23 protein-coding genes are annotated in these 25,187 nt (G+C 72.5%); 13 read left to right on the top strand and 10 right to left on the bottom strand.

Annotated features, from left to right (window positions below; translation table 11 throughout):
- The first annotated feature begins 45 nt into the window (after positions 1-45).
- The 3 genes from ACWZEH_RS14795 to ACWZEH_RS14785 all read left to right on the top strand — a co-directional run bounded on the left by ACWZEH_RS14795 (position 46) and on the right by ACWZEH_RS14785 (position 2,258).
- Complete coding sequence (locus ACWZEH_RS14795) at positions 46-426, top strand: STAS domain-containing protein (RefSeq protein WP_456199607.1); 381 nt, start codon at positions 46-48, stop codon at positions 424-426.
- A gap of 120 nt (positions 427-546) precedes the next feature.
- Positions 547-1,065, top strand: a complete 519-nt coding sequence (locus ACWZEH_RS14790) for an EF-hand domain-containing protein (protein WP_456198788.1) — start codon at positions 547-549, stop codon at positions 1,063-1,065.
- Between the two features lie 749 nt (positions 1,066-1,814).
- A complete protein-coding gene (locus ACWZEH_RS14785; protein WP_456199606.1) occupies positions 1,815-2,258 on the top strand; it encodes an ATP-binding protein in 444 nt (147 codons plus the stop codon).
- Positions 2,259-2,892: 634 nt separating this feature from the next.
- Here the strand turns inward: ACWZEH_RS14785 and ACWZEH_RS14780 are convergent.
- The gene (locus ACWZEH_RS14780) at positions 2,893-3,993 is read right to left on the bottom strand and encodes a GlxA family transcriptional regulator (RefSeq protein WP_456198786.1); all 1,101 of its coding nucleotides are present in this window, start codon (positions 3,991-3,993) and stop codon (positions 2,893-2,895) included.
- 71 nt (positions 3,994-4,064) lie between these two features.
- Between ACWZEH_RS14780 and ACWZEH_RS14775 the strand changes: the two genes are divergently transcribed.
- Complete coding sequence (locus ACWZEH_RS14775) at positions 4,065-5,420, top strand: MFS transporter (RefSeq protein ID WP_456198785.1); 1,356 nt, start codon at positions 4,065-4,067, stop codon at positions 5,418-5,420.
- Between the two features lie 126 nt (positions 5,421-5,546).
- Here ACWZEH_RS14775 and ACWZEH_RS14770 read toward each other — a convergent pair whose 3' ends face one another.
- The 4 genes from ACWZEH_RS14770 to ACWZEH_RS14755 form a co-directional block, all read right to left on the bottom strand.
- Positions 5,547-6,749: a flavin-containing monooxygenase gene (locus ACWZEH_RS14770; protein ID WP_456198783.1), complete on the bottom strand. Its 1,203-nt coding sequence runs from the start codon at positions 6,747-6,749 to the stop codon at positions 5,547-5,549.
- Between the two features lie 186 nt (positions 6,750-6,935).
- Positions 6,936-7,613 (bottom strand): pyridoxine/pyridoxamine 5'-phosphate oxidase, encoded by a 678-nt coding sequence (locus ACWZEH_RS14765; protein ID WP_456198781.1) that lies wholly within the window; start codon positions 7,611-7,613, stop codon positions 6,936-6,938.
- A gap of 64 nt (positions 7,614-7,677) precedes the next feature.
- On the bottom strand, positions 7,678-8,103 hold the full coding sequence (locus tag ACWZEH_RS14760) for a pyridoxamine 5'-phosphate oxidase family protein (RefSeq protein ID WP_456198779.1): 426 nt from the start codon (positions 8,101-8,103) through the stop codon (positions 7,678-7,680).
- A gap of 384 nt (positions 8,104-8,487) precedes the next feature.
- The gene (locus tag ACWZEH_RS14755; protein ID WP_456199604.1) at positions 8,488-9,123 is read right to left on the bottom strand and encodes a TetR family transcriptional regulator; all 636 of its coding nucleotides are present in this window, start codon (positions 9,121-9,123) and stop codon (positions 8,488-8,490) included.
- A 134-nt stretch (positions 9,124-9,257) separates the two neighbouring features.
- On the opposite strand from ACWZEH_RS14755, the gene kbpA reads away from it, so the two are divergent.
- Both kbpA and afsK read left to right on the top strand, forming a co-directional pair.
- Positions 9,258-10,043 carry an AfsK-binding protein KbpA gene (gene kbpA / locus ACWZEH_RS14750; RefSeq protein WP_456198777.1) on the top strand — a complete coding sequence of 262 codons (786 nt, stop codon included), beginning with the start codon at positions 9,258-9,260 and terminating at the stop codon, positions 10,041-10,043.
- 218 nt (positions 10,044-10,261) lie between these two features.
- Entirely contained in the window at positions 10,262-12,622 is a 2,361-nt protein-coding gene (gene afsK, locus ACWZEH_RS14745; RefSeq protein WP_456198775.1) for a protein serine/threonine kinase AfsK, read from the top strand.
- Between the two features lie 554 nt (positions 12,623-13,176).
- On the opposite strand, the gene ACWZEH_RS14740 is transcribed toward afsK, so the two are convergent.
- Positions 13,177-13,368 carry a hypothetical protein gene (locus ACWZEH_RS14740; protein WP_456198773.1) on the bottom strand — a complete coding sequence of 64 codons (192 nt, stop codon included), beginning with the start codon at positions 13,366-13,368 and terminating at the stop codon, positions 13,177-13,179.
- Positions 13,369-13,615: 247 nt separating this feature from the next.
- Positions 13,616-16,672, bottom strand: a complete 3,057-nt coding sequence (gene afsR, locus ACWZEH_RS14735) for an SARP-family global regulator AfsR (RefSeq protein WP_456198772.1) — start codon at positions 16,670-16,672, stop codon at positions 13,616-13,618.
- Positions 16,673-17,182: 510 nt separating this feature from the next.
- Between afsR and ACWZEH_RS14730 the strand changes: the two genes are divergently transcribed.
- The 3 genes from ACWZEH_RS14730 to ACWZEH_RS14720 all read left to right on the top strand — a co-directional run bounded on the left by ACWZEH_RS14730 (position 17,183) and on the right by ACWZEH_RS14720 (position 21,453).
- On the top strand, positions 17,183-18,040 hold the full coding sequence (locus ACWZEH_RS14730; RefSeq protein ID WP_456198770.1) for a TIGR03619 family F420-dependent LLM class oxidoreductase: 858 nt from the start codon (positions 17,183-17,185) through the stop codon (positions 18,038-18,040).
- A gap of 132 nt (positions 18,041-18,172) precedes the next feature.
- Complete coding sequence (locus ACWZEH_RS14725; RefSeq protein WP_456198768.1) at positions 18,173-20,764, top strand: bifunctional FO biosynthesis protein CofGH; 2,592 nt, start codon at positions 18,173-18,175, stop codon at positions 20,762-20,764.
- Positions 20,765-20,874: 110 nt separating this feature from the next.
- Entirely contained in the window at positions 20,875-21,453 is a 579-nt protein-coding gene (locus ACWZEH_RS14720; RefSeq protein WP_456198767.1) for a hypothetical protein, read from the top strand.
- Positions 21,454-21,490: 37 nt separating this feature from the next.
- Here the strand turns inward: ACWZEH_RS14720 and ACWZEH_RS14715 are convergent, their stop codons facing one another.
- Both ACWZEH_RS14715 and ACWZEH_RS14710 read right to left on the bottom strand, forming a co-directional pair.
- Positions 21,491-21,844, bottom strand: a complete 354-nt coding sequence (locus ACWZEH_RS14715; protein ID WP_456198765.1) for a hypothetical protein — start codon at positions 21,842-21,844, stop codon at positions 21,491-21,493.
- Complete coding sequence (locus ACWZEH_RS14710; RefSeq protein ID WP_456198764.1) at positions 21,841-22,140, bottom strand: prevent-host-death family protein; 300 nt, start codon at positions 22,138-22,140, stop codon at positions 21,841-21,843. Before ACWZEH_RS14710 ends, ACWZEH_RS14715 begins: the two co-directional genes overlap by 4 nt.
- Before the next feature lie 229 nt (positions 22,141-22,369).
- On the opposite strand from ACWZEH_RS14710, the gene ACWZEH_RS14705 reads away from it, so the two are divergent.
- Positions 22,370-22,819: an SMI1/KNR4 family protein gene (locus tag ACWZEH_RS14705; RefSeq protein WP_456198762.1), complete on the top strand. Its 450-nt coding sequence runs from the start codon at positions 22,370-22,372 to the stop codon at positions 22,817-22,819.
- A 151-nt stretch (positions 22,820-22,970) separates the two neighbouring features.
- On the opposite strand, the gene ACWZEH_RS14700 is transcribed toward ACWZEH_RS14705, so the two are convergent.
- Entirely contained in the window at positions 22,971-23,372 is a 402-nt protein-coding gene (locus tag ACWZEH_RS14700) for a winged helix-turn-helix transcriptional regulator (RefSeq protein WP_456198760.1), read from the bottom strand.
- Between the two features lie 42 nt (positions 23,373-23,414).
- On the opposite strand from ACWZEH_RS14700, the gene ACWZEH_RS14695 reads away from it, so the two are divergent.
- The 3 genes from ACWZEH_RS14695 (at position 23,415) to ACWZEH_RS14685 (ending at position 25,184) form a co-directional block, all read left to right on the top strand.
- On the top strand, positions 23,415-24,266 hold the full coding sequence (locus ACWZEH_RS14695) for an enoyl-CoA hydratase/isomerase family protein (RefSeq protein ID WP_456198758.1): 852 nt from the start codon (positions 23,415-23,417) through the stop codon (positions 24,264-24,266).
- A gap of 133 nt (positions 24,267-24,399) precedes the next feature.
- Complete coding sequence (locus ACWZEH_RS14690) at positions 24,400-24,735, top strand: DUF3885 domain-containing protein (protein WP_456198757.1); 336 nt, start codon at positions 24,400-24,402, stop codon at positions 24,733-24,735.
- Positions 24,736-24,896: 161 nt separating this feature from the next.
- On the top strand, positions 24,897-25,184 hold the full coding sequence (locus ACWZEH_RS14685; RefSeq protein WP_456198755.1) for a transposase: 288 nt from the start codon (positions 24,897-24,899) through the stop codon (positions 25,182-25,184).
- The last annotated feature ends 3 nt before the right edge of the window (positions 25,185-25,187 follow it).

Raw genomic sequence — 25,187 nt, 5'->3', positions numbered from 1 at the left:
TGCAAGGAAGCGTAGGTGCTTCTTCCGTTTCGGCGAGCGAAGGGCGTGGTGGTGACCTTCAATGTGACCGACGGAGAGCAGGGCGATTGGGCCGTGCTCCAGGTGTCGGGCGAACTGGACCTGGTGACCTCGCCGGTGCTGCGCCAGCGCGTGCACGATGTCGTGGCCGACGGCAGGCACCGCATCGTCCTCGATCTCTCCGAAGTGTGGTTCTGCGACTCCAGCGGCGTGGGAGTGCTCATCGCCACCCGTCGGCTGCTCCGTTCGTGCCAGGGCAGCCTGCGGCTGATCCTCCCCGCCCAGGGCGCCGAGGACGGCAGCCACGTCAACCGGGTGCTCGGCGCGCTCGGGGTGCGCCGGCTCTTCGACGTCCACCCGGACGTCCCGTCCGCGGTGGACGGGGACTCGCGCCCGCTGTCGGCCTGACCCGGACCCGGACCCGGCGCAAGCGTCGTTTCCGGGCTCACGGAAGGCACCGCACGTCGTACGCTCCGAGCGAGACGATCCCATTGGGACCCCACTGACCTAAGGCGGCCTGAAAGAGACATGGTCACCAGCGAGTACGAGCGCAGGATCGCGGCCCGCTTCGCCACCTTCGACCAGGACGGCAACGGCTACATCGACCGCGAGGACTTCAGCGGAGCGGCCAAGGCGCTCCTCGCCGAGTTCGGCACCCGGGCCCGGTCCGACCGGGGCCAGGCGCTGTACGGCGGCGCCGAGGCCTTCTGGCAGGGTATGGCGGGCATCGCCGACCGTGACGGCGACCAGCGCATCACCCGCGGGGAGTTCGTGAACGGCGCGGTCAAGCGCCTGCGGGACACCCCGGACCGGTTCGCCGAGATCGCCCGGCCCTTCCTGCACGCGGCCCTGGCCGTGGCCGGCGGTGGCGGCGACGGCGACGGCACGGTGGGCGTCGAGGAGACCGCCCGCCTCCTGAAGGCGCTCGGCGTTCCCGGGGACCTGGCCGGATCCACCGCCGCCACGCTGGACACGGACGGCGACGGCAGGATCGGCGAGGAAGAGATCGTGGGCGCCTTCGCCCGCTACTTCACCGTGTCCGAGTAACGCTCCCGCAGCTCGCACCGCCGCCGCGGTGGACGGCGGCCCGGTCGCCGTTCCCGTTCCCGTCACCGCGGGCGAGCAGCCGGGCACCGCCACGAGCGCGTGCGAGCCGATGGTGCAACACGCCCGGCCCCGTGAACAGTTCGGCCGGCCGGCCGGGGGACTTCCGGACGGTGGCCCGGCCGCCCGCCGCCGAACCGCGCGCCGAACGGCCCGCCGGAACCACCCGGCCCGCCCCCCGTCCGCGGTGTCGTGTCCGCGGTGTCGTGGGTCACCCCGCACGGATGTCACGGATCGTGGCATCCGGAGGTCACGGAGCGTTGAGACCGGGTTGTGTCCTACGCGTGACTTGTCACGCCCTGGAGTCGGCTGTCCGCTCCGGTACCTTGTGTGGGATGCGAGTGGTTGTGAGCACACACCGCACCGGAGCCGCCCCCGGGGCGAGTCCGGAACGGCCGGTGCCCGCCGCCGTTCGCCGTGCTGTCGGGCCGACCGCAGCCGCCTGTTCGACCAGCCGGGGCGAGCGTCGCACAGTATGCCGCACGGGTACTCCTTCGCGCTGGAATATGCCCGAAGCGCTTGTTGGCGTGACTGTACGTCAACCATGCTGTCCTGCAAGGGATTCACGTTCCGTGATCCCTGTCCCGGCCGTTGTCCAGGCCATGCAGAGAATGGCTACGATCGTGGCCCTCGTGAGGCGCGAGTCCAAGTGTCCGCCGGTTCGGATGGTGTGAGCGGTGCAGGTGCTTCAAGTGCAGCTGGAGATCCGGCCCGACCCCACTGAGGTGGGACGGGCCCGTCGGTGGGCCCGCTCGCGTCTGGCCGGTTCGGGGATCGCGGCCGACGAGCCGCTCGCCGAGACGCTGGTCCTGCTCGTCTCGGAGCTCGTCACCAACGCCGTGGTGCACACCGGCCGTCCGGCCGTACTGAGACTCTCCCTGCCGGGTGCGACGGCCGGGGAGGCCACCGTCCGCCTCGAGGTCGCCGACCGGAGCGCCAGGGCGCCGGTGCCGCGCTGCGTGGGCGGCGATTCGACCGGCGGGCGTGGTCTCGCCCTCGTCGACGGCCTGGCCGACCGCTGGGGCTGGAGCGCCGACGGCGCCGGCAAGCGCATCTGGTGCGAACTCGACCGCTGTGCGGCGGCCCGGGAGGCCGCGGCCCCGACCTGGGGCGGCTTCGCGTACGAGGCGGTGTAGGGAGCCGGGCCCCCGGGCGATCCGGTGGGCACGGTTGTACGTGCGCACCGGTGCACCGATGCACGGCGGGACGGTCGTGCGGACGGGGACGCGAGCCGGTGCGCCGGGTGTGCTTCCGTGCGCGGCGCCGAATAACCGGGCATGTGTCACAGATTCATCCATAGCCGCCCGAAACGGTGTTGACGTGATGTGACCGCGTGATCACGCTGTTCGTCAGCGATTCGCTGCGAGGGGACGGCGAGGACTTCGACGACGGGAGCCCTCGGCGAGTGTGGGTCGTGATTCCGGCGCCGCTTCTCTCCTGGCCGAGAGGAGCCGGGCGGGAGCGCCGGAGTCGGAAGGCGGTACGGTGCCGCGCGCTCGGGACGGGCGGCACCGCACCGCGTCGCCGTCATCGCCGTCGCCGTCTTCCCGCGTTCCGCGGGGGCGGGTCCGGCAGGCGCGGCGGCCGCTTCCTCCACAGGGTGTGGATAACTTTTCGGATTCCGGATTCCGGATTCAGGACTCCGGTTCTGGCCCTGTGGCATGCCCGCTTCCACCGCTACGGATCCCGCCGCCCCCGGCGGGACGTCGCCCGGTACGCCGAGCCGTACCGGCAGGGGTGCCTCCTCCCGGACGAACCCGTCACCACCGCCTACCCGGTGGGTGACTTCGAGAAGGCCCGCGCGGACGCGGTGGCGGGACGCCTGGCCCCACCCCCGCCCTTGCCCCCGAGGTTCCCGCCCCCGGCCCGGAAGGTCCGCCGGTACGCGGACGGGGTCACCCCCAGCGCCGCCTGGAAGTGCTGGCGCAGCGACTGGGCGGTGCCGAACCCGGCGTCACGGGCCGCCTGGTCCACGGACAGGTCCGTGGACTCCAGCAGGTGCCTGGCCCGCTCCACCCGCTGCCGGGTCAGCCACTGCCCCGGACTGACCCCGGTCTCCTCACGGAAGCGGCGGGTGAAGGTGCGGACCGACATCGCCTCCCGGGCGGCCATGTCGCGCAACCGGATCGGCTCGTGCAGCCGGCCCAGTGCCCAGGCGCGGGCACCCGTCGTGGACACCTGCTGCTGATCGGGCACCGGCCGCTCGATGTACTGCGCCTGCCCGCCGTCGCGATGCGGCGGTACGACCGTACGGCGGGCCACGTCGTTGGCCACGGCGGCACCATGGTCGCGGCGGACCATGTGCAGGCACAGGTCGATGCCGGCCGCGACCCCGGCCGAGGTCAGGATGTCTCCGTCGTCGATGAACAGCACGTCCGGATCGACGTCGACGTCCGGGAAGAGCCGCTGGAACCGTGCGGCGTCCGCCCAGTGCGTGGTCGCGGGCCGGCCCTCGAGGTGACCGGCGGCGGCGAGGACGTACACGCCGGTGCAGATGGAGGCGAGCCGGGTGCCGGGGCGGACGAGGGCGAGGGCGGCGGCCAGTTCCGGGGTCAGCTCGCCCCGTTCGAAGACCGGGCCCAGCTCGTAGGAGGCCGGGACGATCACCGTGTCGGCGGTGGCCAGGGCCTCCGGGCCGTGGGGGACGTGGAGGGAGAAGTCCGCGTCGGTCTCGACCGGTCCGGGCGGCCGGACGGAGCAGGTGACCACCTCGTACAGCGGCCGCCCCCCGGCGTCGCGGGGGCGGCCGAAGATGCGGTGCGGGATGCCCAGTTCGAAGGGGAGCAGCCCGTCCAGGGCGAGGACGACGACGCGGTGCGGCTCGAAGACGTCGGTGCCGGGGGCGTCGGGGGCGGGGTCGGCCGATTCCATGGCCCGATCCTAGCGAACAATGTCCTTCGGGCCACTCGATGCGAGGGCCCCGCGCGCGGAAGCTCTATGACGTGACCCGGACGAGCGAGACAGCCGACACGGTGGGGCAGCCGGACGCCGAGGAGCGGGACGGACCGCGGGCGGGCGGCCGGCGGACCCGCCCCGGCCCGCGCCGCCCCCGCGTCCACCGCGCGTGGTTCGTCGTCGCCGTCACCTTCGTGACGATCATCGGCGCCGCCGCCTTCCGCTCGGTGCCGGGGCTGTTCATCGACCCGTTGAACGAGGAGTTCGGCTGGTCGCGCGGGACCATCGGCGCCGCGGTCTCCGTGAACCTCGCCCTGTACGGCCTCACCGCCCCCTTCGCGGCGGCGCTGATGGACCGCTACGGCATCCGGCGGGTCGTCGCGGTGGCCCTGACCGCGATCGCGCTCGGCTCCGGGCTGACGGTGTGGATGACGGCGCCCTGGCAGCTCATGCTGTGCTGGGGCCTGCTGGTGGGCCTCGGCTCCGGCTCGATGGCGCTGGCGTTCGCCGCGACCGTGACCAACCGCTGGTTCACCGAACGCCGCGGTCTGGTCACCGGCATCCTCACCGCCGCGTCCGCCTCAGGACAGCTGATCTTCCTGCCCGTGGTCTCCTGGATCGTCGCGACGCACGACTGGCGCCCGGCGGCCGTCACGGTGGCGCTCGCCGCGCTCGCGGTCGTCCCCTTCGTCTGGCTGCTGCTGCGCGACCACCCGGCCGACGTGGGCCAGAAGCCTTACGGGGCGAAGGAGTTCGTCCCCAAGCCCGAGCCCGTTCCCGGTGCCGCCCGCCGCGCGCTCACCATTCTGTTCTCGGCGGTGCGCACCGGACCGTTCTGGCTGCTCGCCGGCTCCTTCGCGATCTGCGGCGCCTCGACCAACGGCCTGATCCAGACCCATTTCGTGCCCGCGTCCCACGACCACGGCATGCCGGTCACCACCGCCGCGTCCCTGCTGGCCGTCATCGGGATCTTCGACGTCGTCGGCACGGTGGCCTCCGGCTGGTTCACCGACCGCTTCGAGCCGCGCCGTCTGCTCGCCGTCTACTACGCCCTGCGCGGCATCTCCCTGCTCTTCCTGCCCATGCTCCTGGCGCCCGGCATCCATCCCCCGATGGTCTTCTTCATCGTCTTCTACGGCCTCGACTGGGTCGCCACCGTCCCGCCCACCCTCGCCCTGTGCCGCGAGCACTACGGCGACGACAGCGCCATCGTCTTCGGCTGGGTGCTGGCCTCCCACCAGGTCGGTGCCGCCCTGGTCGCCTTCCTCGGCGGCGTCGCGCGCGACGTCTTCGGCTCCTACGACGTGGTCTGGTACGCCTCCGGCGCCCTGTGCGCGGCGGCGGCGCTGATGGCGCTGGTGATCCGCAGGCGGCCGCGTACGCCGGGACCCGCCGTGGGCTGACGGGCGCCGGGCGGCTGACGCCCTGCCGGGGCCCTGAAGCGACGAGGCCTCAGGAGCGCCTGTGGAGAGCCGGGTCGGCCGACAGGAGACCGCCCGGGCCGGTACCGGGGCCGGAGGCGGTGGTCGTCAGTCGGGGAGCCGGGAGATGCCCGGTGCCCCGCGGCGGGTCAGTGCCCTGGCGATCTTCTCCGCGTCGATGGCCAGTTCACGGAGGTTGCCGCTGATGGGGTTGGTGAAACCGGTGAAGTACAGGCCGGGGGCGTCGGGCGGGGTGCCGGCGCCGCGGACGAGGGGTCTGCCCCGGTCGTCGAGGACGCCGAGGTGGCCGACGAGACCTTCCAGGGCGCGCGTGTACCCGGTGGCCGCGATCACCGCCTCCGGGCCGACGCGGTTGCCGTCGGCGAGGACGACCTTCCCGTCCTCGAACCCCTCGACGGCGGCCACGATCTCCACCGTGCCCTTGCGCACGGCGTCGACCAGGCCGACGTCCTGCACGGGAATGGCGCCTTCCAGCACCCTGCTGTAGAGGCCGCTGTCCGGGCGCGGCAGGCCCTGGGCCGAGAGGTCCGGCATCGTCACCCCGGCCTGCACCCGGCACAGCCGGTCGACGAGCCCCACCGGCAGCCGGCGCACCAGGACGGCCGAGTTCTGGGCGGGCCAGCCCGCGGTCGAACGGCGCACGATGTGCGGGACGGTACGGACCGACAGCCGTACCCGGGAGGCGCCGCCCTCCGCCAGGTCGACGGCTATCTCCGCGCCCGTGTTGCCGATCCCCGCGACGAGGACGTCCCGGCCCGCGAAGGGCTGCGCGTTGCGGTACTCGCAGGCGTGCAGGAACGTGCCGGTGTAGGCGTCCCGGCCGGGCCAGTCGGGCAGCCGGGGCGTGTGGTTGAAGCCCGTCGCGACCACGACCGCGGCGCCGGTCAGCTCGCGGCCCCCGGTGGCGTGCAGCAGCCAGCCGGTGCCGTCGGCGGTGCGCTCGACGCGGGAGACCTCGACCCCGGTGACGATCTCCAGGCGGTGGTGCTCGGCGTACTTCTCCAGGTACCGGACCATGTCGTCGCGGGCGACCCACCGTCCGAACCGCCGCGGTATCGGCAGGCCGGGCAGCGCGGACATGCGCCGGGTGGTGTGCAGCCGCAGCCGGTCGTAGTGGCGTCGCCAGGACGCGCCCACGTGGTCGGACCGCTCCAGGACGACGGCCCGCACGCCCCGGGCGCGCAGCGCGTACGCGACGGCGAGCCCGCCGGGACCACCGCCGATGACATAGGCGGGACGGTCTTCCCGGTGCGGTGCCGTGGGGTTCGGGGGTGTGGTGGAGTCGGCCATGAGCGCGAGCGTAATCCCGCACATGCTTGATGGGTCTCGGTCAAGACCGGAATTGGTTGCGGATTGATCACGTCTGCGGGAGTCGGGGCGGGACCGGTGACGCAGGGTGCCCGGATGTGAAGGGGACGCCTCGCGCGATGACTCCCGGCCCGAACCGCCCGGCCCCGCACCGCCGTTGTCGCTTCCTCACGGCCAGAGGAGTTCCCTGGCCCACTCCTCCCGCGGTGACCGCGGCGACCGGCGGTAACGCAGACGGGTGTGACGGCGGAGGGAGTCGCCCTGGAAGAACTCCACCTCGTCCGGGCGCAGGCGGTACAGGGTCCAGGACGGAACCGGGGTGTCCGGCTCCCGCCGCGCCAGCTCCCAGGCGGCCTGCGAGGCGCGGGCCAGTTCCTCGGGGGAGCCGAGGACCTCGCTCTGGCGGCCGGTGAGCGCGGAGGCCAGCGCCCCGGCCGAGCGGGCGCGCAGATCGGCGCGTGCCTCCTCGGCCGGGGCGGTGACGACGGACCCGCGGACCCGGACCTGGCGGCCCAGCACCGGCCAGTAGAAGGCCAGCGCCGCGTACGGGCGGGCGGCGAGGTGGCCGCCCTTGCGGCTGTGGGTGTGGGTAGCGAAGGACCAGCCGTCCGCGTCCGCGCCGTGCAGCATCACGATCCGTACGTCGGGCAGCCCCTCCGCGTCCGCCGTGGCGAGCGACATGGTGTGCGGTTCGGGCTGGCCGGCCGCCACCGCCTCGGCGAACCACCGCGTGAACAGCGGCAGCGGCTCGGCGGGGGCGGCGGCCGGGTCGAGCACCGGAAGGTCGGTGACCTCCGGGTCCCACACCCGAAGCGACGTCAGCAGCTCGTGAAGGTCGGTTCCCATACCCCGGTCGTTCCTGTCCCTCGCGTCGTCGTACCGTCGTGCGGCTTGTCGTCCGGATCCGCTCTCACACGGATCCGAGGTCGGACGACACCCAGCGCTCGGGCCGCATGCGCACGACGACCTGCTCGCCGTGCTCCTTCCAGGCGAAGGCGACGTAACCCTCGACCTTGTCGGCCGGGAGGTAGCGGGAAGCGAGCTCCCGCAGCTGCTCGACGGTCGCCGGGGTGGTCTCGACGACCGGCCCCTCGACCGAGACGTAGCGGATGGTGGGGTCGAGGCGGTCGACCATGAGGGAGAACCGGCCCGCCGCGCCGATCAGCCGGTTCTTGCGGGAGCCCAGTCCCGTCATGATCCATACGTCTTCGCCGGGCGCGTACTGGTACCAGATCGGCACGGTGAGGGGCGCGCGCCCCTCACCCGAGTCGACGGCGATCGCGGCGACATGGGGCTCGGCCAGGAACTGTTCGCGCTCTTCTCGGGTCAGGGCCATTGCGGGTTCCTCCTGCGACGTCTGCGGCGTGCGGGCTGCTGTGGTTGCCGGGGTGTCACTCGGGTGTGCTCTCGCGCGCTCCGGCCCGCGTCCGGGCGGCCGGGTCGCGCGGGCGGGCCGTCGGCCGGCTCGGGACCCCTCACGGAGTGCTCAACGGGAGCGCACGCGGCCGTGTTCCCCCTTCGCTGATACGGACCCCCCGCCTCCGCTCGTGCCGCCGACGCGGGCGGGGGGAGGGCGGCGTCCGTGGCTCCGGTGTGCGTGGCGGCCCCGGCAGAGCGGCCGGAAAAGCGACAGGCGGTGGTTCACCGGAGTGAACCACCGCCTGCCGGACAGGACGTGGGGCGACTGGGGAATGAGGGAAAAGGGCTGTGGGCGTCCCGTTCACTTGGTCGGTTTCTTGCCGGTGACGCCCAGGTGGACCAACAGGGCCAGGTTGGGTTTGAGTTCCGCCTGCTTCACGCCCCAGGAGGTGAAACCTTTCTGGTGCGAGGCGGCGGCCGCGAGCATGGTGACCAGGGAACCGGCCATCGCGGCGGGGTTGACGTCCTTGTCGACCCGTCCCTTGGCCTGCAACCCGGCGACGGCGTCCGCCAGGGAGTTGTTCACCGAGTTGAGAATCCTCATGCGGATCTTGTAGAAGCGCTTGTCGCCCTCGGCGGCACCGAGATCGACGACACGCAGGATCGCGTCGTTGCGCTTCCAGAAGTCCAGGAAGCCGTCCACGAGTTCCTGCGCGGTCTGCCAGCCGGCCTTGCCGACCCAGGAACGGCCCTCGATCAGTTCCGTCAACTCGGCGCCCTCGGAAGCCATGTGCTCCGCGATCTCCAGGACGGCGCCCTCGACGTCGGGGAAGTACTGATAAAAGGTCGCGGGCGAAGTCCCCGCCTTCCGGGCGACATCGATGACTTTGACATCCCGGTAGGGGGAGGAGCTGAGCATCTCGCTGAGGCAGTCGAGCAGCTTCTGCCGGGTCGCCTGCCCTCGCCGGCCGGCCACGCGGCCGTCGACGGTACGCACTTGTCCTGTCATGACGTCAGCTTACCGAGGGGTGATGGGAGCGCGATTCGGCCGACTGCAAATGGGGTGCGAGGGGCGGCCGCGCCAGGTGTGCCTGGTCTGCGCGGTGCGTGCGGCACCGCTACTTTGACGGCATGGCCGAAAACAGGGCATCGGAGTACACGGAGGGCACCCCGTGCTGGGTGGACGCGCAGCTTCCCGACGTGGAGGCGGGCAAGCGGTTCTACGGCGAACTCTTCGAGTGGACGTTCGAAGACCAGCCGGAGCAGCCCGAGTGGCCCTCACCGGTCACGCGCCCCGCGCAGTCCGTGCGGCCCTCGCCGCCCCTGGGGACCGTGCGGGCCCTGCTCGGCGGCAAGCCGGTGGCGTCCCTCGCGCACAAGACGGACGGCCGGCTCCCCACCGTGTGGACGGTGTCCTTCGCGACCCCGGACGCCGAGGCGCTGTGCCGGCGGATCCTCACGGCGGGCGGACGGCTCGTCTCGGCGCCGCGCGCGGTCGGCGGACTCGGCGTCACCGCACTCGTCACGGATCCCGAGGGCGCCGTCTTCTCCCTGTGGCAGGCCGGCGGACGACCCGGCTTCGGCCGCCGGCACGAGCGGGGCGCCTTCGCCTGGGCCGAGCTCTACACCCGGAACACCGAGGCCGCCAACGCCTTCTACGGTGCCCTCTTCCACGACGCCCTGTTCGGGAAGGACACCGAGCCCGACTTCGGCCGCGCCCCGGTCTCCGGCGTCTTTCCGGCCGAGATGCCGCCCCATTTCCTCGTGCACTTCGCCGTCGAGGACCCCGAGGCCGCCATGGCGGACGTGACCCGGCTCGGCGGCCGCGTCCAGGTGCCGCCCTTCGAGACGTCGTACGGCACGGTGGCCGTGGTCACCGACGACCAGGGCGCCTCCTTCGCCCTGCTGTCCCGCTGAGCGGACACCGGGCGGCCCTTCGGCCGCCCACCCTGCCCCCTGTCCGCCCCATTGCTTTGCATATGACACCGGACACCCCCTATGTCGCCGGGTTCGCAACCAGGGCCCCGGACAGGAAGAATCGGGGTGCGTGCCGCCACGGGGCTGCGGTGGTGAGACGCTGCACTTCGGTCGCGCACAGGTGGTGGCGCGACTCGTACGGGGAGGTGGCAGGCAAAGTGGTGGATCAGCTGACGCAGCACGATCCGCGGCGTATCGGGCCGTTCGAGGTGCTGGGACGGCTGGGTGCCGGCGGCATGGGGCTGGTCTATCTCGCGCGGTCGGCGTCCGGCCGGCGCGTGGCGATCAAGACGGTCCGCACCGAGCTGGCCGAGGACCAGTTGTTCCGCGTCCGCTTCACACGCGAGGTGGAGGCTGCCCGAGCCGTCTCCGGTTTCTACACCGCGGCCGTGGTGGACGCCGATCCGCGCGCCGCCGTGCCGTGGCTGGCCACCGCGTACGTCCCCGCGCCCTCCCTCGAGGAAATAGTGAACGAGTGCGGGCCGATGCCGGCCCAGGCGGTGCGCTGGCTGGCGGCCGGAGTGGCGGAGGCGCTGCACTCGATCCACGGTGCCGGGCTCGTCCACCGCGACCTCAAGCCGTCGAACGTCCTCGTCGTCGAGGACGGCCCGCGGGTGATCGACTTCGGGATCGCCTCCGGTGTGTCGAACACCCGCCTGACGATGACGAACGTCGCCGTCGGCACCCCCGCCTACATGTCTCCCGAGCAGGCCAAGGACTCCCGCAGCGTCACCGGCGCCAGCGACGTGTTCTCCCTCGGTTCCACCCTGGTCTTCGCGGCCACCGGACACGCCCCGTTCCACGGCGCGAACCCGGTCGAGACGGTCTTCATGCTGCTGCGTGAGGGTCCGGACCTGGACGGTCTCCCGGACGAGCTGCGCCCGCTGATCGAATCCTGCATGCAGATGGAGGCCCCGGCCCGGCCCAGCCCCGCCGACCTCCAGTCCCAGCTCGCCCCGCACCTGTTCGGCTCCGGCTCCGACGACAGCGGTACGGCTTCCGCGTGGCTGCCCGAGCGGGCGGTGAGCCTGATCGAGGGACGCCGGGGCGGCCGTCCGCCCGCCCGCCCCGCCCCCGGGCCGGGCCGCAGCGTCGGCGGCGGCCGGCCCGCGGTGCCGCCCCCGCCCCCGGTCGACCCCGTCATCCCGCCGCCCCCGCCCCGGCCGCCGGTGCCGGCCGGCGTCGCCCCCGACCCGGGCCCGGTCCGGCTGGCCGGTGCCGCGGTGCCCATCGGTCCCGGCCCGCGCGTCGCCGACACACGCGCCGCCGCCGTCAAGGCGCCCCCGCCGGAGGCCGCCCTCGCCGCCTCCTGGTCCAGGACCCGGCCCGGCGTCAACGGCGCCGACCCCGACCCGGCCGGGGCGCCCGCCGGGACGCCGGAGCAGCCGAGCGGCTGGCGGCCGTGGCGTTTCCGGATGTCCAACGACGTATGGGGCACCCCGTCCGTCGCCGGTGACCTCGTCTACGTCACCTCCTTCGAGGTGCACGCCCTCGACGTGGCCACCGGCCGCCGCCGGTTCAAGACCCGGGACGTCGCCTGGTCGATGGCGGTCGCCGACGGCCGGATCCACGCCTCCGACGGCCCCACCCTGTTCGCCCTGGACGCCCGCGAGGGCGGCGACCTGTGGCGGTTGTCCACGGACGCCTGGGTGTACTCGCTCCAGGCCGACCGCGGCACCGTCGTCACCGGTACTCGCGGCGGCGGCGTGCAGGGCTGGGAGGCGTCCACCGGCCAGAAGCTGTGGGAGGTCACCGGCTGCCAGACCGACTTCGAGTCCCCGGAGGCCGGCCCCGCCGTCCACGACGGCACGGTCTACGTCTGGCAGGACGCCCGCCTGCGCGCCCTGGACGCGCGCACGGGCGAGGAGCGCTGGTCGTACCCCATCGGCGACGCGGCCTCCTGCGGCGGTGTCCCGGTCCGCCTCGCCCCCGCGCCCGACGGATACGTGTACGTCTGTGCGGGCACCCGCGTCCTGGCCCTGGACATCGCCGGCGGGCACGTCCGCTGGCACTTCGAGGCCCCCGCGGTCTTCCTCTCACCGCCCGCCTTCGTCCCCGGCCCGGCCGTCGCCGGCGGCGGTGTGTACCTCGCCGACTACCTCGGCACGGTCTACGCCCTCGACGCCACCGACGGCCGCGACCGCTGGCGCATCGCCACCGAGGCCCGCTCCTCCGTGGAGCCGGTCCTGGCCGCCGCCGGGCACGTCCACGTCGGCAGCGGCAAGGGCCTCTACACCCTGGACGCCGTCACCGGCACGCCCAAGTGGCGCTTCCAGTCCGGCGGCGACATCGTGGGCGCCCCCGCGGTCGCCGAGGGCCGGATCCACTTCGGCTCCACCGACCATCTCCTCTACACCCTGAAGGCCGACGACGGCCGGCTGAGATGGAAACTCGCGACCGGCGGCGAGATCACCGGCTCCCCGGTCGTCCGGGACGGGGTCGTCTACGCCTGCAGCAAGGACCGTTGCGTCTACGCCCTGGACGCGGAGAAGGGGACGGGGACGGCACGGACGACGTGACGGCCGCCGGGGGACCGGGCGCGCCGACCGCCCGGATCACGCCCCCGGCGTGCGGGACCCGTCGGGTGCCCGGCCGCGGCCGCCGCCTGCCGCCCGCGATCCGGGGCGGCGGGCGCGTCCCGGCGCGGGAGCGCCCGGCGCCAGTCTCCGGCACGAACTCCGGAGGGCCGGGGGGCTGGTGGTCCGGGAGTCCGGGAGTCCCGAGGCACGGAAGCACGGACGGGGGCACGGCGAAGGCGGGCGGCGCCGTGCCCCGGATGCCTCGCCCGCCCGTCCGCCGGGCGCTCCGCGTGGCGGGAGACCGCCGTCGCCCGTCGTTGACGGACTGTGCGACTGCCCGGGCACCCGTGCCTCCGCGTACGGTGCCGCGAACGGCTGCGTTCCCGACGCTGCCCCGCCGTGCGGCGGGACCGGGAAGGCGCCGAGGAGCGGGCTGAGGGGAGAGCCGGGGCCGCTCTCGGCCCAGCCGCTGTTTTCGGGCAGGCGGACGGGCCGCGACGGCTCCCCCTCCGCGCCGTCGCGGCCCATCCTTTTCCCCGTGCTGTGCGGTCCGCCTACCGGGCCGGCTTGAAGGGCTCCGACGTGGCGTGGATGTCCTTGGTCTCCAGCGGCTCGTCCGTGGCGTGGATGTCGCCCTGGGTGGTGGCGCCGCCGTCCCCGCTCTTGCCGTCCTCGGCCTTGATGTCGAGCGGCTCCGAGGTGGCGTGGATGTCGCCCAGCGGCTTGACGACCTGCTCGTCGCTCATGATTCTTCCTGCTCCCCTGTGTGGTGTTCCTGCCGTCCGGCCCGTCCGGGCACTCCCCCGAGGGTGACCGGACGGGCCGCTTCGGCCGCTCGGCCCTGATGGACCGGTGCTGCGGCCTCTCCTGACGACCCGCCTGCCCCCCGACGCGACGGATCGACTGGGTCCACCCTCCCGCCCGGCGATAAACGAACGATGAACGCCGCGGCGACGGGCACCGACATACCCCGCGGCCCCCGCCGTGCCGCCCTCAGGCCGCCTCGACCGGCGTCAGCAGGGCCCGTACCGTCGCCGCCTCCGGTGACCCGAGCGCCTCGTAGATGCGGGCCGCCTCCTCCCAGCAGACGCGGGCGCGGCCCATGTGGCCGACGCCGGTGAGGGCGTGGCCCAGGACCGTCAGGACGTTGCCGCGCCGCCACTCGCCGCCGATGCCGCGCAGCACCGTCAGCGCCAGCTCGGCGTTCGCCGCGCCCTGGGCGTACCGCTGCCCGGCGAGGTCGACCTCCGCCAGGCGGAACAGGGTCATGCCCTCCCACAGCCGCTGCCGGCTGTCGCGGAAGACCTCCAGCGCCTCCAGGAGCCGGTCGGCCGCGTCGACGAGCCGGTGGCTCTGGGTGAGGGCCATGCCGAGGGCGTAGCGGCCGTTCGCGCCGCGCAGGGAGTTGCCCATGGCGTCGTAGATCTCCATGCCCTCCTGGGCGAGCGCCACGGCGCTGTCGGTACTGCCGGCGGCGAGCCGGACCCGTGAGAGGTTGCAGAGCGCGCTCGCCTCACCCGGGCGGTCGCGCAGCCTCCGGAAGTGCGTGAGGGCGTGGGTCAGATGCTCCTCGCCGGCCTCGGTGCGGCCCTGGTAGAGGGCGATCACGCCGCGGGCGTTGTGGGCCCAGCACACGGGCAGCAGGTCGTCGGCCCGCCGGGCCAGCCGGACGACCTGCTCGGCCTCCTCGTCGGCCAGGTCGAACCGGCCGCCGTCGAGGTGCGCGTGCGCCAGCGTCATCAGCGCCCGCGCCTCCATCCGCGCGACGCCGACCTTCCGGGCGGCGTCGCGGAGGGTGCGCGCGGTGGCCTCGTACTCCTTGGAGTTGGCCCCCGACTCTGACAGGTCCACGGCGGCCCACAGCAGGTCGATGCTCCGGCGCAGCGTGTCCGGCAGGTCGGCGCACTGGCGGGCGAAGGACAGCAGGCAGTTCGCCTCGGTGTAGAGCCAGTCCCGTGCCGCCTTGCGGTCGGGGAAGCGCAGCCCGGGGTGGTCGGTGGTGGCCAGGTGGTCGACCAGCCGGTCCCCCGGCCGCTCGATCGCGTACACGCCCGCCGCCGTCGCCAGGTAGAAGTCCAGCAGGCGGGACAGGGCCGCGGCGCGTTCACCCGGGGGCCGCTCGTCGCGTTCGGCGCAGGAACGCGCGTAGAGGCGGACCAGGTCGTGCAGGCGGTAGCGGCCGGGCGCGGCGGACTCCAGCAGCGAGGTGTCCACCAGGGACTCCAGCAGGTCCTCCGTGTCCTCGGCCGGGAGGTCCAGGACGGCCGCGGCCGCCGCCAGGGAGATGTCGGGCCCGTCGGCCAGGCCGAGCAGGCGGAAGGCGCGGGCCTGGGCGGACTCCAGCTGGCCGTAGCCGAGTTCGAAGGTGGCCTTCACCGCGAGGTCGCCCGCCTGCAGCTCGTCCAGGCGGCGGCGCTCGTCGGCGAGCTTGGCCGCCAGCACGGACACGGTCCAGGTGCGGCGGGCCGCGAGACGGGAAGCCGCGATACGGATGGCCAGCGGGAGGAACCCGCACGCCGCGACGACGTCCAGCGAGGCCTCGCGCTCCGACGCGACCCGCTCCTCGCCCACGATCCTCGTGAACAGGGCCAGCGCCTCGTCCGGGGACATCACGTCCAGGTCGACCAGGTGGGCGCCGGCCAGGTCCACCATCCGCACCCGGGACGTCACCAGGGCCGCGCAGCCCTCCGTGCCCGGCAGCAGGGGCCGTACCTGGGCCGCGTCGCGCGCGTTGTCCAGCAGCACCAGCACCCTGCGGCCGTCCAGCGCGGAGCGGTACAGCGCCGCCCGCTCCTCCAGCGAGTCCGGCACGGCCGCCTCCGGGGTGCCGAGGGCGCGCAGGAAGGCGCCGAGGACCGTCTCCGGCTCGGCCGCCCGGGAGCCCGCGCCCTGGAGGTCGACGTACAGCTGTCCGTCGGGGAAGACGGCCCGCGCCCGGTGGGCGACGTGCACGGCGAGCGTCGTCTTGCCGACGCCGCCTATCCCGGCCAGCGCGGACACCGCCATCACCCGGCCCTCGGCCGAGGCGAGGATCGCGCCGAGTTCGCGTACGAAGGACGAGCGGCCGGTGAAGTCGGGCACGTTCGCGGGAAGTTGGGCGGGACGCACGGCGGAGGCGGCCGGTTCGGGCGGCGCGGGGGAGGAGGGCTCCGCCAGCTGGGGGTCCGCCCTCAGGACGCGCTGCTGGAGCTCCTGGAGGCCGGGGCGCGGGTCCACGCCCAGCTCGTCGGCGAGCAGCCGGCGGGTGTCCGCGTACACCGCCAGCGCCTCCGCCTGGCGGCCGCTGCGGTACAGCGCCAGCATCAGCAGCTCGCGCAGGCGTTCGCGCAGCGGGTGCGCCGCCGTGAGCGCCGTCAGCTCCGAGACGGCCTCCGCGTGGCAGCCCTGCTCCAGGTCCATGTCCAGCCGCGTCTCCGAGAGCTGGAGCCGCCACTCCTCCAGCCGCACCCGCTGCGCCTGTGCGTACGGGCCCGGTACGCCCGCCAGCGTCTCGCCGTCCCACAGCGCGAGGGCGCGGTCCAGGAGCGTACGGGCCGTGCACAGGTCCCCGGCGTTCTTCGCCCGCTCGGCGTCGGCGGCCAGCCCTTGCGCCACTTCGACATCCAGCGCGCCCTCGCCCGTCCCGCGCACCGCGTACCCACCGGACTCGCTGACCAGAACGCCGGACCCCAGCGCCTTCCGCAGCCGGGACGCGTACGTACGGACCGCGGCCAGGGCCTGCGAGGGGGGCTTCTCGCCCCACAGGGCGTCGATCAGCTCGGCCGCCGTCGCCGTACGTCCGCCGCGGAGCAACAGGGCGGCGAACAGCGCGCGTTGCTGCGGACTGCCGGTGGCGACGGGCTCGCCGTCACGCCAGGCGCGCACCGGACCGAGCACGCTGAAGCGCAGCACCGGAGGTAACGGTGACTCCGGCGGGGCGGGCGACCCCGGCGGCTTTGGCCATTCCAGTGGCTTCTGCGCCTCCTGCGCCTCCTGCGGCTCCTGCGACGCCGGTGGCTCCGCCGGCGAACCGGGACGCCGCTGCTCCGGTACGCGCGGTGCACCGTCCATGCAGTCCCCCTATGCATCCTCAACAACCACGCCAGTCTGCCTTGTCCGTGACGGATGCGGCAGTCGTGCGAGACGGCGATCACACGGGCGCGCGCACGGTCCACAAGGTCCCCACACCTTCTGCGCACACGTGCGCACGTGCGCCGCGCGGACGGTGCGCCGGGGGGCGGTGGCCGCCCGGCGCTCGTGCCCGCCGTGGTGGTCCACGGACCCGGGAGTCCGGGCCCGCCGTCGTACTTCTGCCGGGAGCTGCCGGGAGCTGCCGGCGGCCCGGGTCCGCGAACGCGGCCAGGGCACGGGTGCGGGGGCGGTGCGGTGTGGTGCGGTGTGGTGCGGCCCTTGCGCGGTGCGGTGAACTGCCGTGCGAGGGAAGGGAATCGGCGGATCGGTAGAGAGGGAGCCCGCTTGTCGCCCTTCTCGGCGACGGGGCAGGTTCCGACCGGTCGGTATGGACAGATGACCCGGGCCCGGGTATTGATGACTCCGTCGTCCGCGTACGAAAGGCCGCTCATGCGCATCGCCGTCACGATCTTCCTCACCGACGAGACGATCACCCCCACCCGGCTCGCCCGTGAGCTGGAGCAGCGCGGGTACGCCGGGCTGTACCTGCCCGAGCACACGCACATCCCCGTCGAACGGACCACCCCGTACCCGGCGGGCACCGAGCTGCCCCGGGAGTACACCCGCACCCTGGACCCGTTCGTCGCGCTCGGGCAGGCCGTGGCCGTCACCGAGCGGCTCGGCGTCGGCACCGGCATCACGCTCGCCGCGCAGCACGACCCGATCGGCCTGGCCAAGCAGATCGCGACCCTCGACCACCTCTCCGGCGGCCGGTTCACCCTCGGGGTCGGCTTCGGCTGGAACGTCGAGGAGGCCGCCGACCACGGCGTGCGATGGCGTACCCGGCGCGATCTGGTCCGGGACCGGATGGGCCTGATGCAGGCCCTGTGGTCGGAGGAACCAACCGCGTACGAAGGCGAGTTCGGCAGTGTCCGGGCCAGCTTCGCGTACCCCAAACCGGTCCAGAAGCCGCGGGGCCCGGTCGTCGGGCCGCGCACCCTGGTCGGCGGGGCGGCGGGCCCGAAACTGTTCACGCACATCTGCGCGTACGCCGACGGCTGGCTGCCGATCGGCGGGCGCGGCCTGTCCGAGTCCCTGCCCGCGCTGCGCACCGCCTGGGCCGACGCCGGCCGCGACCCGGGCGCCCTGCAGATCGTCCCGTACGCGGTCCGGCCCAGCCCGGGGAAGCTCGCCCACTACGCCGATCTGGGGATCGACGAGGTCGTGGTGCAACTGCCTCCGGAGGGGGAGGCGGGGGTGCTGCGGGCGCTGGACGCGTGCCAGCCGTACGTCACCGACGCCCGGTGACGGTGCCCGGTGAGCGGCTTTCGGGCACCCCGCCCGGTGCTCACCCGGCACCCGCCCGGCTCCCGCCCGGCTCCCGCCCGGCTCCCGGCCCGGTCCTCCATGCCCTGACCACCCCGAACGTATCCTCGAGGAATGACGACATCGGCATCCGCGACCTCCGGAACCGGCCCGACCGAGAACTCCATGCGTCGCGCCCTCAAACGGGCGAGGGACGGGGTGTCCCTCGACGTCGCCGAGGCGGCCGTCCTGCTCCAGGCGCGCGGTGAGCAGCTGGAGGACCTGTCCGCCTCGGCCGCCCGGGTCCGGGACGCGGGCCTCCTGGCCGCGGGCCGGCCCGGAGTGATCACGTACTCGAAGAGCGTCTTCATCCCGCTGACCCGGCTGTGCCGGGACAAGTGCCACTACTGCACGTTCGTCACCGTGCCCGGCAGGCTGCGCCGCGCCGGGCACGGGATGTTCATGTCGCCGGACGAGGTGCTCGACGTCGCCCGCAAGGGCGCCGCCGCCGGCTGCAAGGAAGCCCTGATCACCCTCGGCGACAAGCCCGAGGACCGCTGGCCCGAGGCGCGCGAGTGGCTCGACGCGCACGGCTACGACGACACGATCGCGTACGTCCGCGCCGTCTCCGTGCGCATCCTGGAGGAGACGGGCCTCCTCCCGCACCTCAACCCGGGCGTGCTGACCTGGACCGACTTCCAGCGCCTCAAGCCCGTCGCACCGTCCATGGGCATGATGCTGGAGACCACCGCGACCCGTCTGTGGTCCGAGCCCGGCGGCCCGCACCACGGTTCCCCGGACAAGGAACCCGCCGTCCGCCTGCGCGTCCTGGAGGACGCCGGCCGTTCCTCGGTCCCCTTCACCTCGGGCGTCCTCATCGGCATCGGCGAGACGTACGAGGAGCGCGCCGAGTCCCTCTTCGCGCTGCGTAAGGTCTCCCGGGCCCATCACGGCATCCAGGAACTGATCATCCAGAACTTCCGCGCCAAGCCGGACACCGCGATGCGCGGCATGCCGGACGCGGAACTCGACGCGCTGATCGCCGCGGTCGCCGTCGCCCGGCACGTCCTCGGCCCCGGCGCCTGCATCCAGGCCCCGCCCAACCTCGTCGACTCCGAGTACGAGCGGCTGATCGCCGCCGGCATCGACGACTGGGGCGGCGTCTCCCCGCTCACCATCGACCACGTGAACCCCGAGCGCCCCTGGCCGCAGATCGACGAACTCGCCGAGAGGTCCCGCGCGGCCGGCTTCGAACTGAGGGAACGTCTCTGCGTCTACCCGGAGTTCGTCCGGCGCGGCGAGCCCTGGCTGGACCCGCGGCTGCGCCCGCACGTGGCGGCGCTCGCCGACCCGGCCACGGGCCTGGCGCGCTCCGGTGCCCTCCCCGAGGGGCTGCCCTGGCAGGAGCCGGACGAGGCGTTCACCGCCAGCGGCCGTACCGACCTGCACCGCACCATCGACACCGAGGGCCGCACCGGCGACCGCCGTGACGACTTCGACGAGGTGTACGGCGACTGGGGCGCCCTGCGCGAGGCCGCCGCCCCCGGCATGCGGCCCGAGCGCATCGACACCGACGTGCGCCAGGCCCTCGCGACGGCGGCCGACGACCCGGCCCGGCTCACCGACGACGAGGCCCTCGCCCTGCTGCACGCCGACGGCCCGGCGCTGGACGCCCTGTGCCGGATCGCGGACGACGTACGGAAGTCGGCGGTCGGCGACGACGTCACCTACATCGTCACCCGCAACATCAACTTCACCAACGTCTGTTACACGGGCTGCCGTTTCTGCGCCTTCGCGCAGCGCCGCACGGACGCCGACGCGTACACGCTCTCCCTGGAGCAGGTGGCCGACCGTGCCCAACAGGCTTGGGAGGTGGGCGCGGTGGAGGTCTGCATGCAGGGCGGCATCCACCCCGACCTGCCCGGGACGGCGTACTTCGACATCGCGAAGGCGGTGAAGGAGCGCGTCCCCGGCATGCACGTGCACGCCTTCTCCCCGATGGAGGTGGTCAACGGCGCCACCCGCACCGGCCTGTCGATCCGCGAATGGCTGACCGCCGCCAAGGAGGCCGGCCTGGACACCGTCCCCGGCACGGCGGCGGAGATCCTCGACGACGAGGTCCGCTGGATCCTGACCAAGGGCAAGCTGCCGGCGGCCACCTGGACCGAGGTCATCGAAACGGCCCACGACCTGGGCATCCGTTCCTCGTCCACGATGATGTACGGCCACGTGGACCAGCCCCGCCACTGGCTCGGGCACCTGCGCACCCTCGCCGGTATCCAGCAGCGCACCGGCGGCTTCACGGAGTTCGTCACCCTCCCCTTCATCCACACCAACGCCCCCGTCTACCTGGCCGGCATCGCCCGGCCCGGCCCGACGGCCCGCGACAACCGAGCGGTCACGGCGATGGCCCGTCTCCTCCTCCACCCGCACATCCCCAACATCCAGACCAGCTGGGTCAAACTGGGCGCGGAGGGTGCGGCGGAGATGCTCCGCTCCGGCGCCAACGACCTGGGCGGCACGCTGATGGAGGAGACCATCTCCCGCATGGCGGGCTCCTCCTACGGCTCGTACAAGTCGGTCAGGGACCTGATCGCGGTGGCGGAGGCGGCGGGCCGCCCGGCCAGGCCCCGCACCACCCTGTACGGCGAGGTCCCGGAGGAACGGCGACGGGCGGCCGAGGCGTCGGACGGCCACCTGCCGGAACTGCTGCCGGTGCTGGACTGAGGGGCCGAGGGAGAAACCGAGCCGGGCAGGCCGGGCAGTAGGATGATCTGACCCTCGGTGTCCTTGACGCCAGGGGTCGGAACTCCGCCCGACCTAGGAGATGCGTACCGGTGCCTGCCCGTCTTCCTTCGTGGGCCTGGGTGACCGGGCTGACCACGGGGGCGATAGCCGTAGTGGCGGTCCTGGGCGTCCAGGCGGACCGGGGGACGAAGCCCACCGCGTCCACGAGCCGCCCGAGCGCGCCGGCGACGGCGGACGCGAAACCGTCCGCGGAACCGAAGGAGAAGGAGGAGGAGGAGGCCGGGGCGGAGGCGGTCCCGGCGGACTCCGGCACCGGCCGCCGTATCGTCTACTCCCTCGACGCGCAGCAGGTGTGGCTGGTCGACGCCAGCGACGCCCCGCGCCGCTCCTTCGAGGTCTGGCCGGGCACGGTCGACCCCGACCCCGGTACGTACACGATCGGCACCCGCACCGGGGCCACGACCGGCAGCGACGGCGTGGAGGTCGAGCACATCGTCTACTTCGCCGCGAAGTCCGGCGTCTCCATCGCCTTCTCCAACGCCGTCGACGGCTCCTCGCCCCCGCCCGCCGAAGGCCGCCGGACCGGTGGCATCCGCGTGGCCAAGGCCGACGGCGAGGCCCTGTGGACCTTCGGAACGGCGGGGACGACGGTGCGGGTCGTCGAGTAACGGCGGACCCTCGCCGATCCGGCGCCGCCGCGGGTGGTCAGTCGGTGTCCTCGGGATGCCGGGGGGAGGCGTACACGAGGTGGACCGTCCGGCGCTCTTGGTCGACGAGGTGGCGGACGCGGCCGCCTGCCGTCACCTCGTACTCCCCCTGGGCGAAGTCCTGGCCGCGGAGGTTGCGCGTGGCCAGTCGGCCGTGCAGCCGGTGCTGACGGTCGGGGTGGGCCCGGGACAGCGGGTCACTGCGCAGGGCCTCGTCACAGCGACGTGTGTTTCCCGGTGCTTCCGCGCCCAGCTCACCCCATCCCTTCGCCGCCTCGTTCGTCGCGAATCGCAGATGCCATTCCTCGCCCACGGAGGGAGGCGCGACGCCGTCGCCCCGCTTCGGGGTCACGGCGCGGTCACCTCGCCGTGGTCCTCGTCCGGCAACCGGCGGGTGAGCTGTGCGGTGAGTTCGGGGTCGGCGAGGATCCGGGCCGTCGCGCGCCATTCGACGACGACCCTGTGCGGGTTGCCGTGGACGTCCGGCTCGGCCGCGTCGTTCGTGGCGTCGATGAGCTCGGCCACGAACTCCTTCAGCTCCTCCGACGGCAGGTGCCGGACCCACGGAAAGACGGAGGGAAGGGCACGCAGTATGGCCTGCCCGCCGGCTTCACTACGGACAAGAGCGGCGAGAAGGCGGGCGGCCATGTCCGCCGTTTCCACACGCTGTCGGTCATGGCGCGCGGTCGTCAGGTAGAGGTCCTCGCCGTCCCGACGTGTGATGTGAACACGCTTTTCCGGACTAAGAAATGATCTTGTAGCTGAGGCCAGCGAGGCTGAGCCGTAGGCTGCCTGCCATGGCGCGATTCGTTGAGGTCATGGCGACGTTCTGGGGTGACGGTGATCACGGCGTCCAGCAGCCTCTGAGGACGAGATGGTGAGAGAAGCCGAGCGTGTACTCGGTGTGACGCTGCCTTCGGCCCTGCTCGATCTTCTGCGGGTTCAGAACGGCGGCGTCGTGGCTACTGATCACGATGTGTTCCCCACGAGTCGGCCTACCTCGTGGAGCGAAGACCACGTCCCCTTCGACGACCTGATGGGCATCGGGCGACGCGATGGGATGACCTCGTTGCTCGACACTCCGTACTTGGTTGAGGAGTGGGGCATGCCGGCACCACTGGTGCTGCTCTCCGGTGATGGGCACTGCTGGATTGGGCTCGACTACCGCACCTGCGGGCGGGATGGCGAGCCCTCGGTCACATGGTTCGAGACCGACCTCGACTCGGAGCTCGTCCTGGCTGGTGATTTCCGCTCGTTCGTCGAGGGCCTCACTGCGGGCAGCACGTATGGTGACGGCTCTCCTGAGGACCCCGTGCCAACTTCTTGACGACGGCGTCCAGGCCAAGGAATCGATCACGATGCGGCTGGCTTCAGCACGCGGGGGAGATGGGCGTGCATGTGCTCGATCGTGGTCTCCCGGCCCAGGTCACGGATGCGTTGACCGATGATTTGGACCGAACCGCAGGCCCTTTTCCGGACTAATGAGTGTCCGCGCCTTTGTCAAATGCATCCCTGTGCCGTTCGACTTCGGGGAGGTGGTCGGCGGTCCAGGCGCGCAGGATCGAGAAGGGCTCCTCAAGCGTGCGACCCAGCGGCGTGATCCGGTACTCCACAGCAATGGGGCGTTGCGTCAGTACCCGGCGCTCGACGAGGCCGTTGCGTTCCAACCGTCGCAGTGCCTGCGTCAGCGATTTTTGAGTGACCCCATCGAGCTCTCTCTTGAGCTCGTTGAAGCGTCGCGGCTGCTGGCACAACGCGGCCAGCAGCAGGTGACCCCACTTGTCCAGCAGCTGATCCAGGAGCTCGCGCTGCGGGCCGACGATGGTCTCGTGACCGGCAGGATCTTCGCGGATACCAGGTTGCGTTGAAGTACCTGTCATGTCCCAGGTATACCAGAGATACCGTCAACCCAAAGGAATCTCATGACCGAACAGTCCCTGCCCAGCCTCAATGTCAAGCGCCAGGACGGAGTGCTATGGGTCTCGATTGATGTTCCGCCCGTCAACCTGATGACGGCGCAGCTCATGCTCGACCTGGACGCCGTCGCTGCATCGGCCGAGAATGATCCCGATCTGCACGTCATCGTGGTCCAGAGCGCCAATCCGGAGTTCTTCCTGGCACACGGCGACCTGTCATTCGTGGAGGACCCCGCGACCTACGCCGCCCTCCCGATCGCGGAGGAGACGCTTGTCGGGACGGGCCCGATGATGCGGCTTCATGAACGCTGGCGGCGTCTGCCTCAGACCACCATCGCCAAAGTCGCGGGACTCGCCCGTGGCGGTGGATCCGAGCTGGTCTCCAGCCTGGATCTGCGATTCGCGGCCCTCGAGACTGCGGCGTTCGGCCAGTTCGAGACACTGATCGGCATCGTCCCTGGAGCCGGTGCAACTGCCCACCTGCCCCGCCTCGTGGGTCGCGCTCGCGCTCTCGAGATCGTGCTGACAGGCGGGCTCGTCGACGCGGCGACTGCCGAGCGGTGGGGATGGGTGAACCGAGCTCTGCCCGCCGCAGAACTGGACGAATATGTTGAGTGGGTCGCACTGACCATCGCGAATCTGCCCGCCGGTGTCCGCGCCGCGGCTACCGAAGCAATCGACGCGGCCGACGGCACGCTCGAGGACGCACTGCGCGCGGAAGACCGCCTGCTCGGCGAAACGTTCACCCCCGCGTCTGGAGAGCTTGCCCGGGCAGCACTCGCGGCCGGGGTTCACACGCGCGAGGTGGAGTTGGACATCGAAGAGGTGCTGCGCGCGAACCTCGTCCGACATTCGTAACGAGTCGCCCTGCACGGGTGGAGTGCAAAAGTTGTCCACACGGTCCGTTTGGTAATTCGGGTCGAATGACCGTACGGGCCGCCTCCAACTCTGTGAAGACCACGCTTCTCTTGATGGGTAGGTGCCGGGCATCATGGTCATCGACGGCAGCCCATGTCCGAGAGGACGAGTGCGGCAGGTGTTTGGAGACGTACGGACGGTCTTGACGGACCTGTGGCAGCGGCATTGGCCGGACTGCCCGCCGGTTGGTTACAAGCTCCGCGACCCGTACCGCAATGTCTGGGTGCGCTTCCACAGCCTGCCGGAGTCGAAGCGATACGCAGAGGACGAGAGCGAGTACGCCGTCGTCCTGGAGCGGTACAACACAGTCCTCGATGAGTTGTTCGCTGGTGGGGATGTGTACGTGATCACGCCGGTCTGGACGACCGAAGCCGACGTTCCGCCGGTGCGGCCTGACGCTGCCTACTGACAGGGCCTGCTGGCGCAGGACGATCCTGACCCCGAGTTCCGTACCTACTGCCATCTCTTCGCCGCCCGCCAGCTGAGGTTCCCCCCGCCGGCCGGACAGCTTGATACTGGGACGGATGGTCCCGGAGGAAGCAGTCACAGGCAGTGAGTAGCAAGAGCAATATGAGCAAGCGGTACACGGCCGAGTTCAAGCGGGACGCGGTCGCCTTGGTGTTGTCCTCGGAGAAGACGGTCACCGAGGTCGCGAGGGATCTGGGCGTGAGTCCGGAAGGGCTGCGCGGGTGGGTGAAGCAGGCGAGGGTCGACCGTGGTGAGGGGCCCGCCGGGGCTTTGACCTCTGCGGAGCGTGAGGAGTTGGTCCGGCTGCGGCGGAAGGTCCGCGAGCAGGAGGCCATGATCGAGGTTCTGGGAAAAGCGACCGCCTTCTTCGCGCAGGACAAGATGAGGTAGACA

The organism is Streptomyces yamdrokensis (assembly GCF_053890455.1).
The sequence above is the reverse complement of the archived record's forward strand: the minus strand, read 5'-3'. Positions and strand labels throughout refer to the sequence as shown.

Bases quoted from the DNA above. Each gene is read 5' to 3' on its own strand.
- ACWZEH_RS14790 (WP_456198788.1), top strand. From the start codon at position 547: ATGGTCACCAGCGAGTACGAGCGCAGGATCGCGGCCCGCTTCGCCACC.
- ACWZEH_RS14780 (WP_456198786.1), bottom strand. From the start codon at position 3,993: ATGGAATCGGCCGACCCCGCCCCCGACGCCCCCGGCACCGACGTCTTC.
- ACWZEH_RS14770 (WP_456198783.1), bottom strand. From the start codon at position 6,749: ATGGCCGACTCCACCACACCCCCGAACCCCACGGCACCGCACCGGGAA.
- ACWZEH_RS14765 (WP_456198781.1), bottom strand. From the start codon at position 7,613: ATGGGAACCGACCTTCACGAGCTGCTGACGTCGCTTCGGGTGTGGGAC.
- ACWZEH_RS14760 (WP_456198779.1), bottom strand. From the start codon at position 8,103: ATGGCCCTGACCCGAGAAGAGCGCGAACAGTTCCTGGCCGAGCCCCAT.
- kbpA (WP_456198777.1), top strand. From the start codon at position 9,258: ATGGCCGAAAACAGGGCATCGGAGTACACGGAGGGCACCCCGTGCTGG.
- ACWZEH_RS14740 (WP_456198773.1), bottom strand. From the start codon at position 13,368: ATGAGCGACGAGCAGGTCGTCAAGCCGCTGGGCGACATCCACGCCACC.
- afsR (WP_456198772.1), bottom strand. From the start codon at position 16,672: ATGGACGGTGCACCGCGCGTACCGGAGCAGCGGCGTCCCGGTTCGCCG.
- ACWZEH_RS14730 (WP_456198770.1), top strand. From the start codon at position 17,183: ATGCGCATCGCCGTCACGATCTTCCTCACCGACGAGACGATCACCCCC.
- ACWZEH_RS14725 (WP_456198768.1), top strand. From the start codon at position 18,173: ATGACGACATCGGCATCCGCGACCTCCGGAACCGGCCCGACCGAGAAC.
- ACWZEH_RS14710 (WP_456198764.1), bottom strand. From the start codon at position 22,140: ATGGCCGCCCGCCTTCTCGCCGCTCTTGTCCGTAGTGAAGCCGGCGGG.
- ACWZEH_RS14700 (WP_456198760.1), bottom strand. From the start codon at position 23,372: ATGACAGGTACTTCAACGCAACCTGGTATCCGCGAAGATCCTGCCGGT.
- ACWZEH_RS14695 (WP_456198758.1), top strand. From the start codon at position 23,415: ATGACCGAACAGTCCCTGCCCAGCCTCAATGTCAAGCGCCAGGACGGA.
- ACWZEH_RS14690 (WP_456198757.1), top strand. From the start codon at position 24,400: ATGGTCATCGACGGCAGCCCATGTCCGAGAGGACGAGTGCGGCAGGTG.
- ACWZEH_RS14685 (WP_456198755.1), top strand. From the start codon at position 24,897: ATGAGCAAGCGGTACACGGCCGAGTTCAAGCGGGACGCGGTCGCCTTG.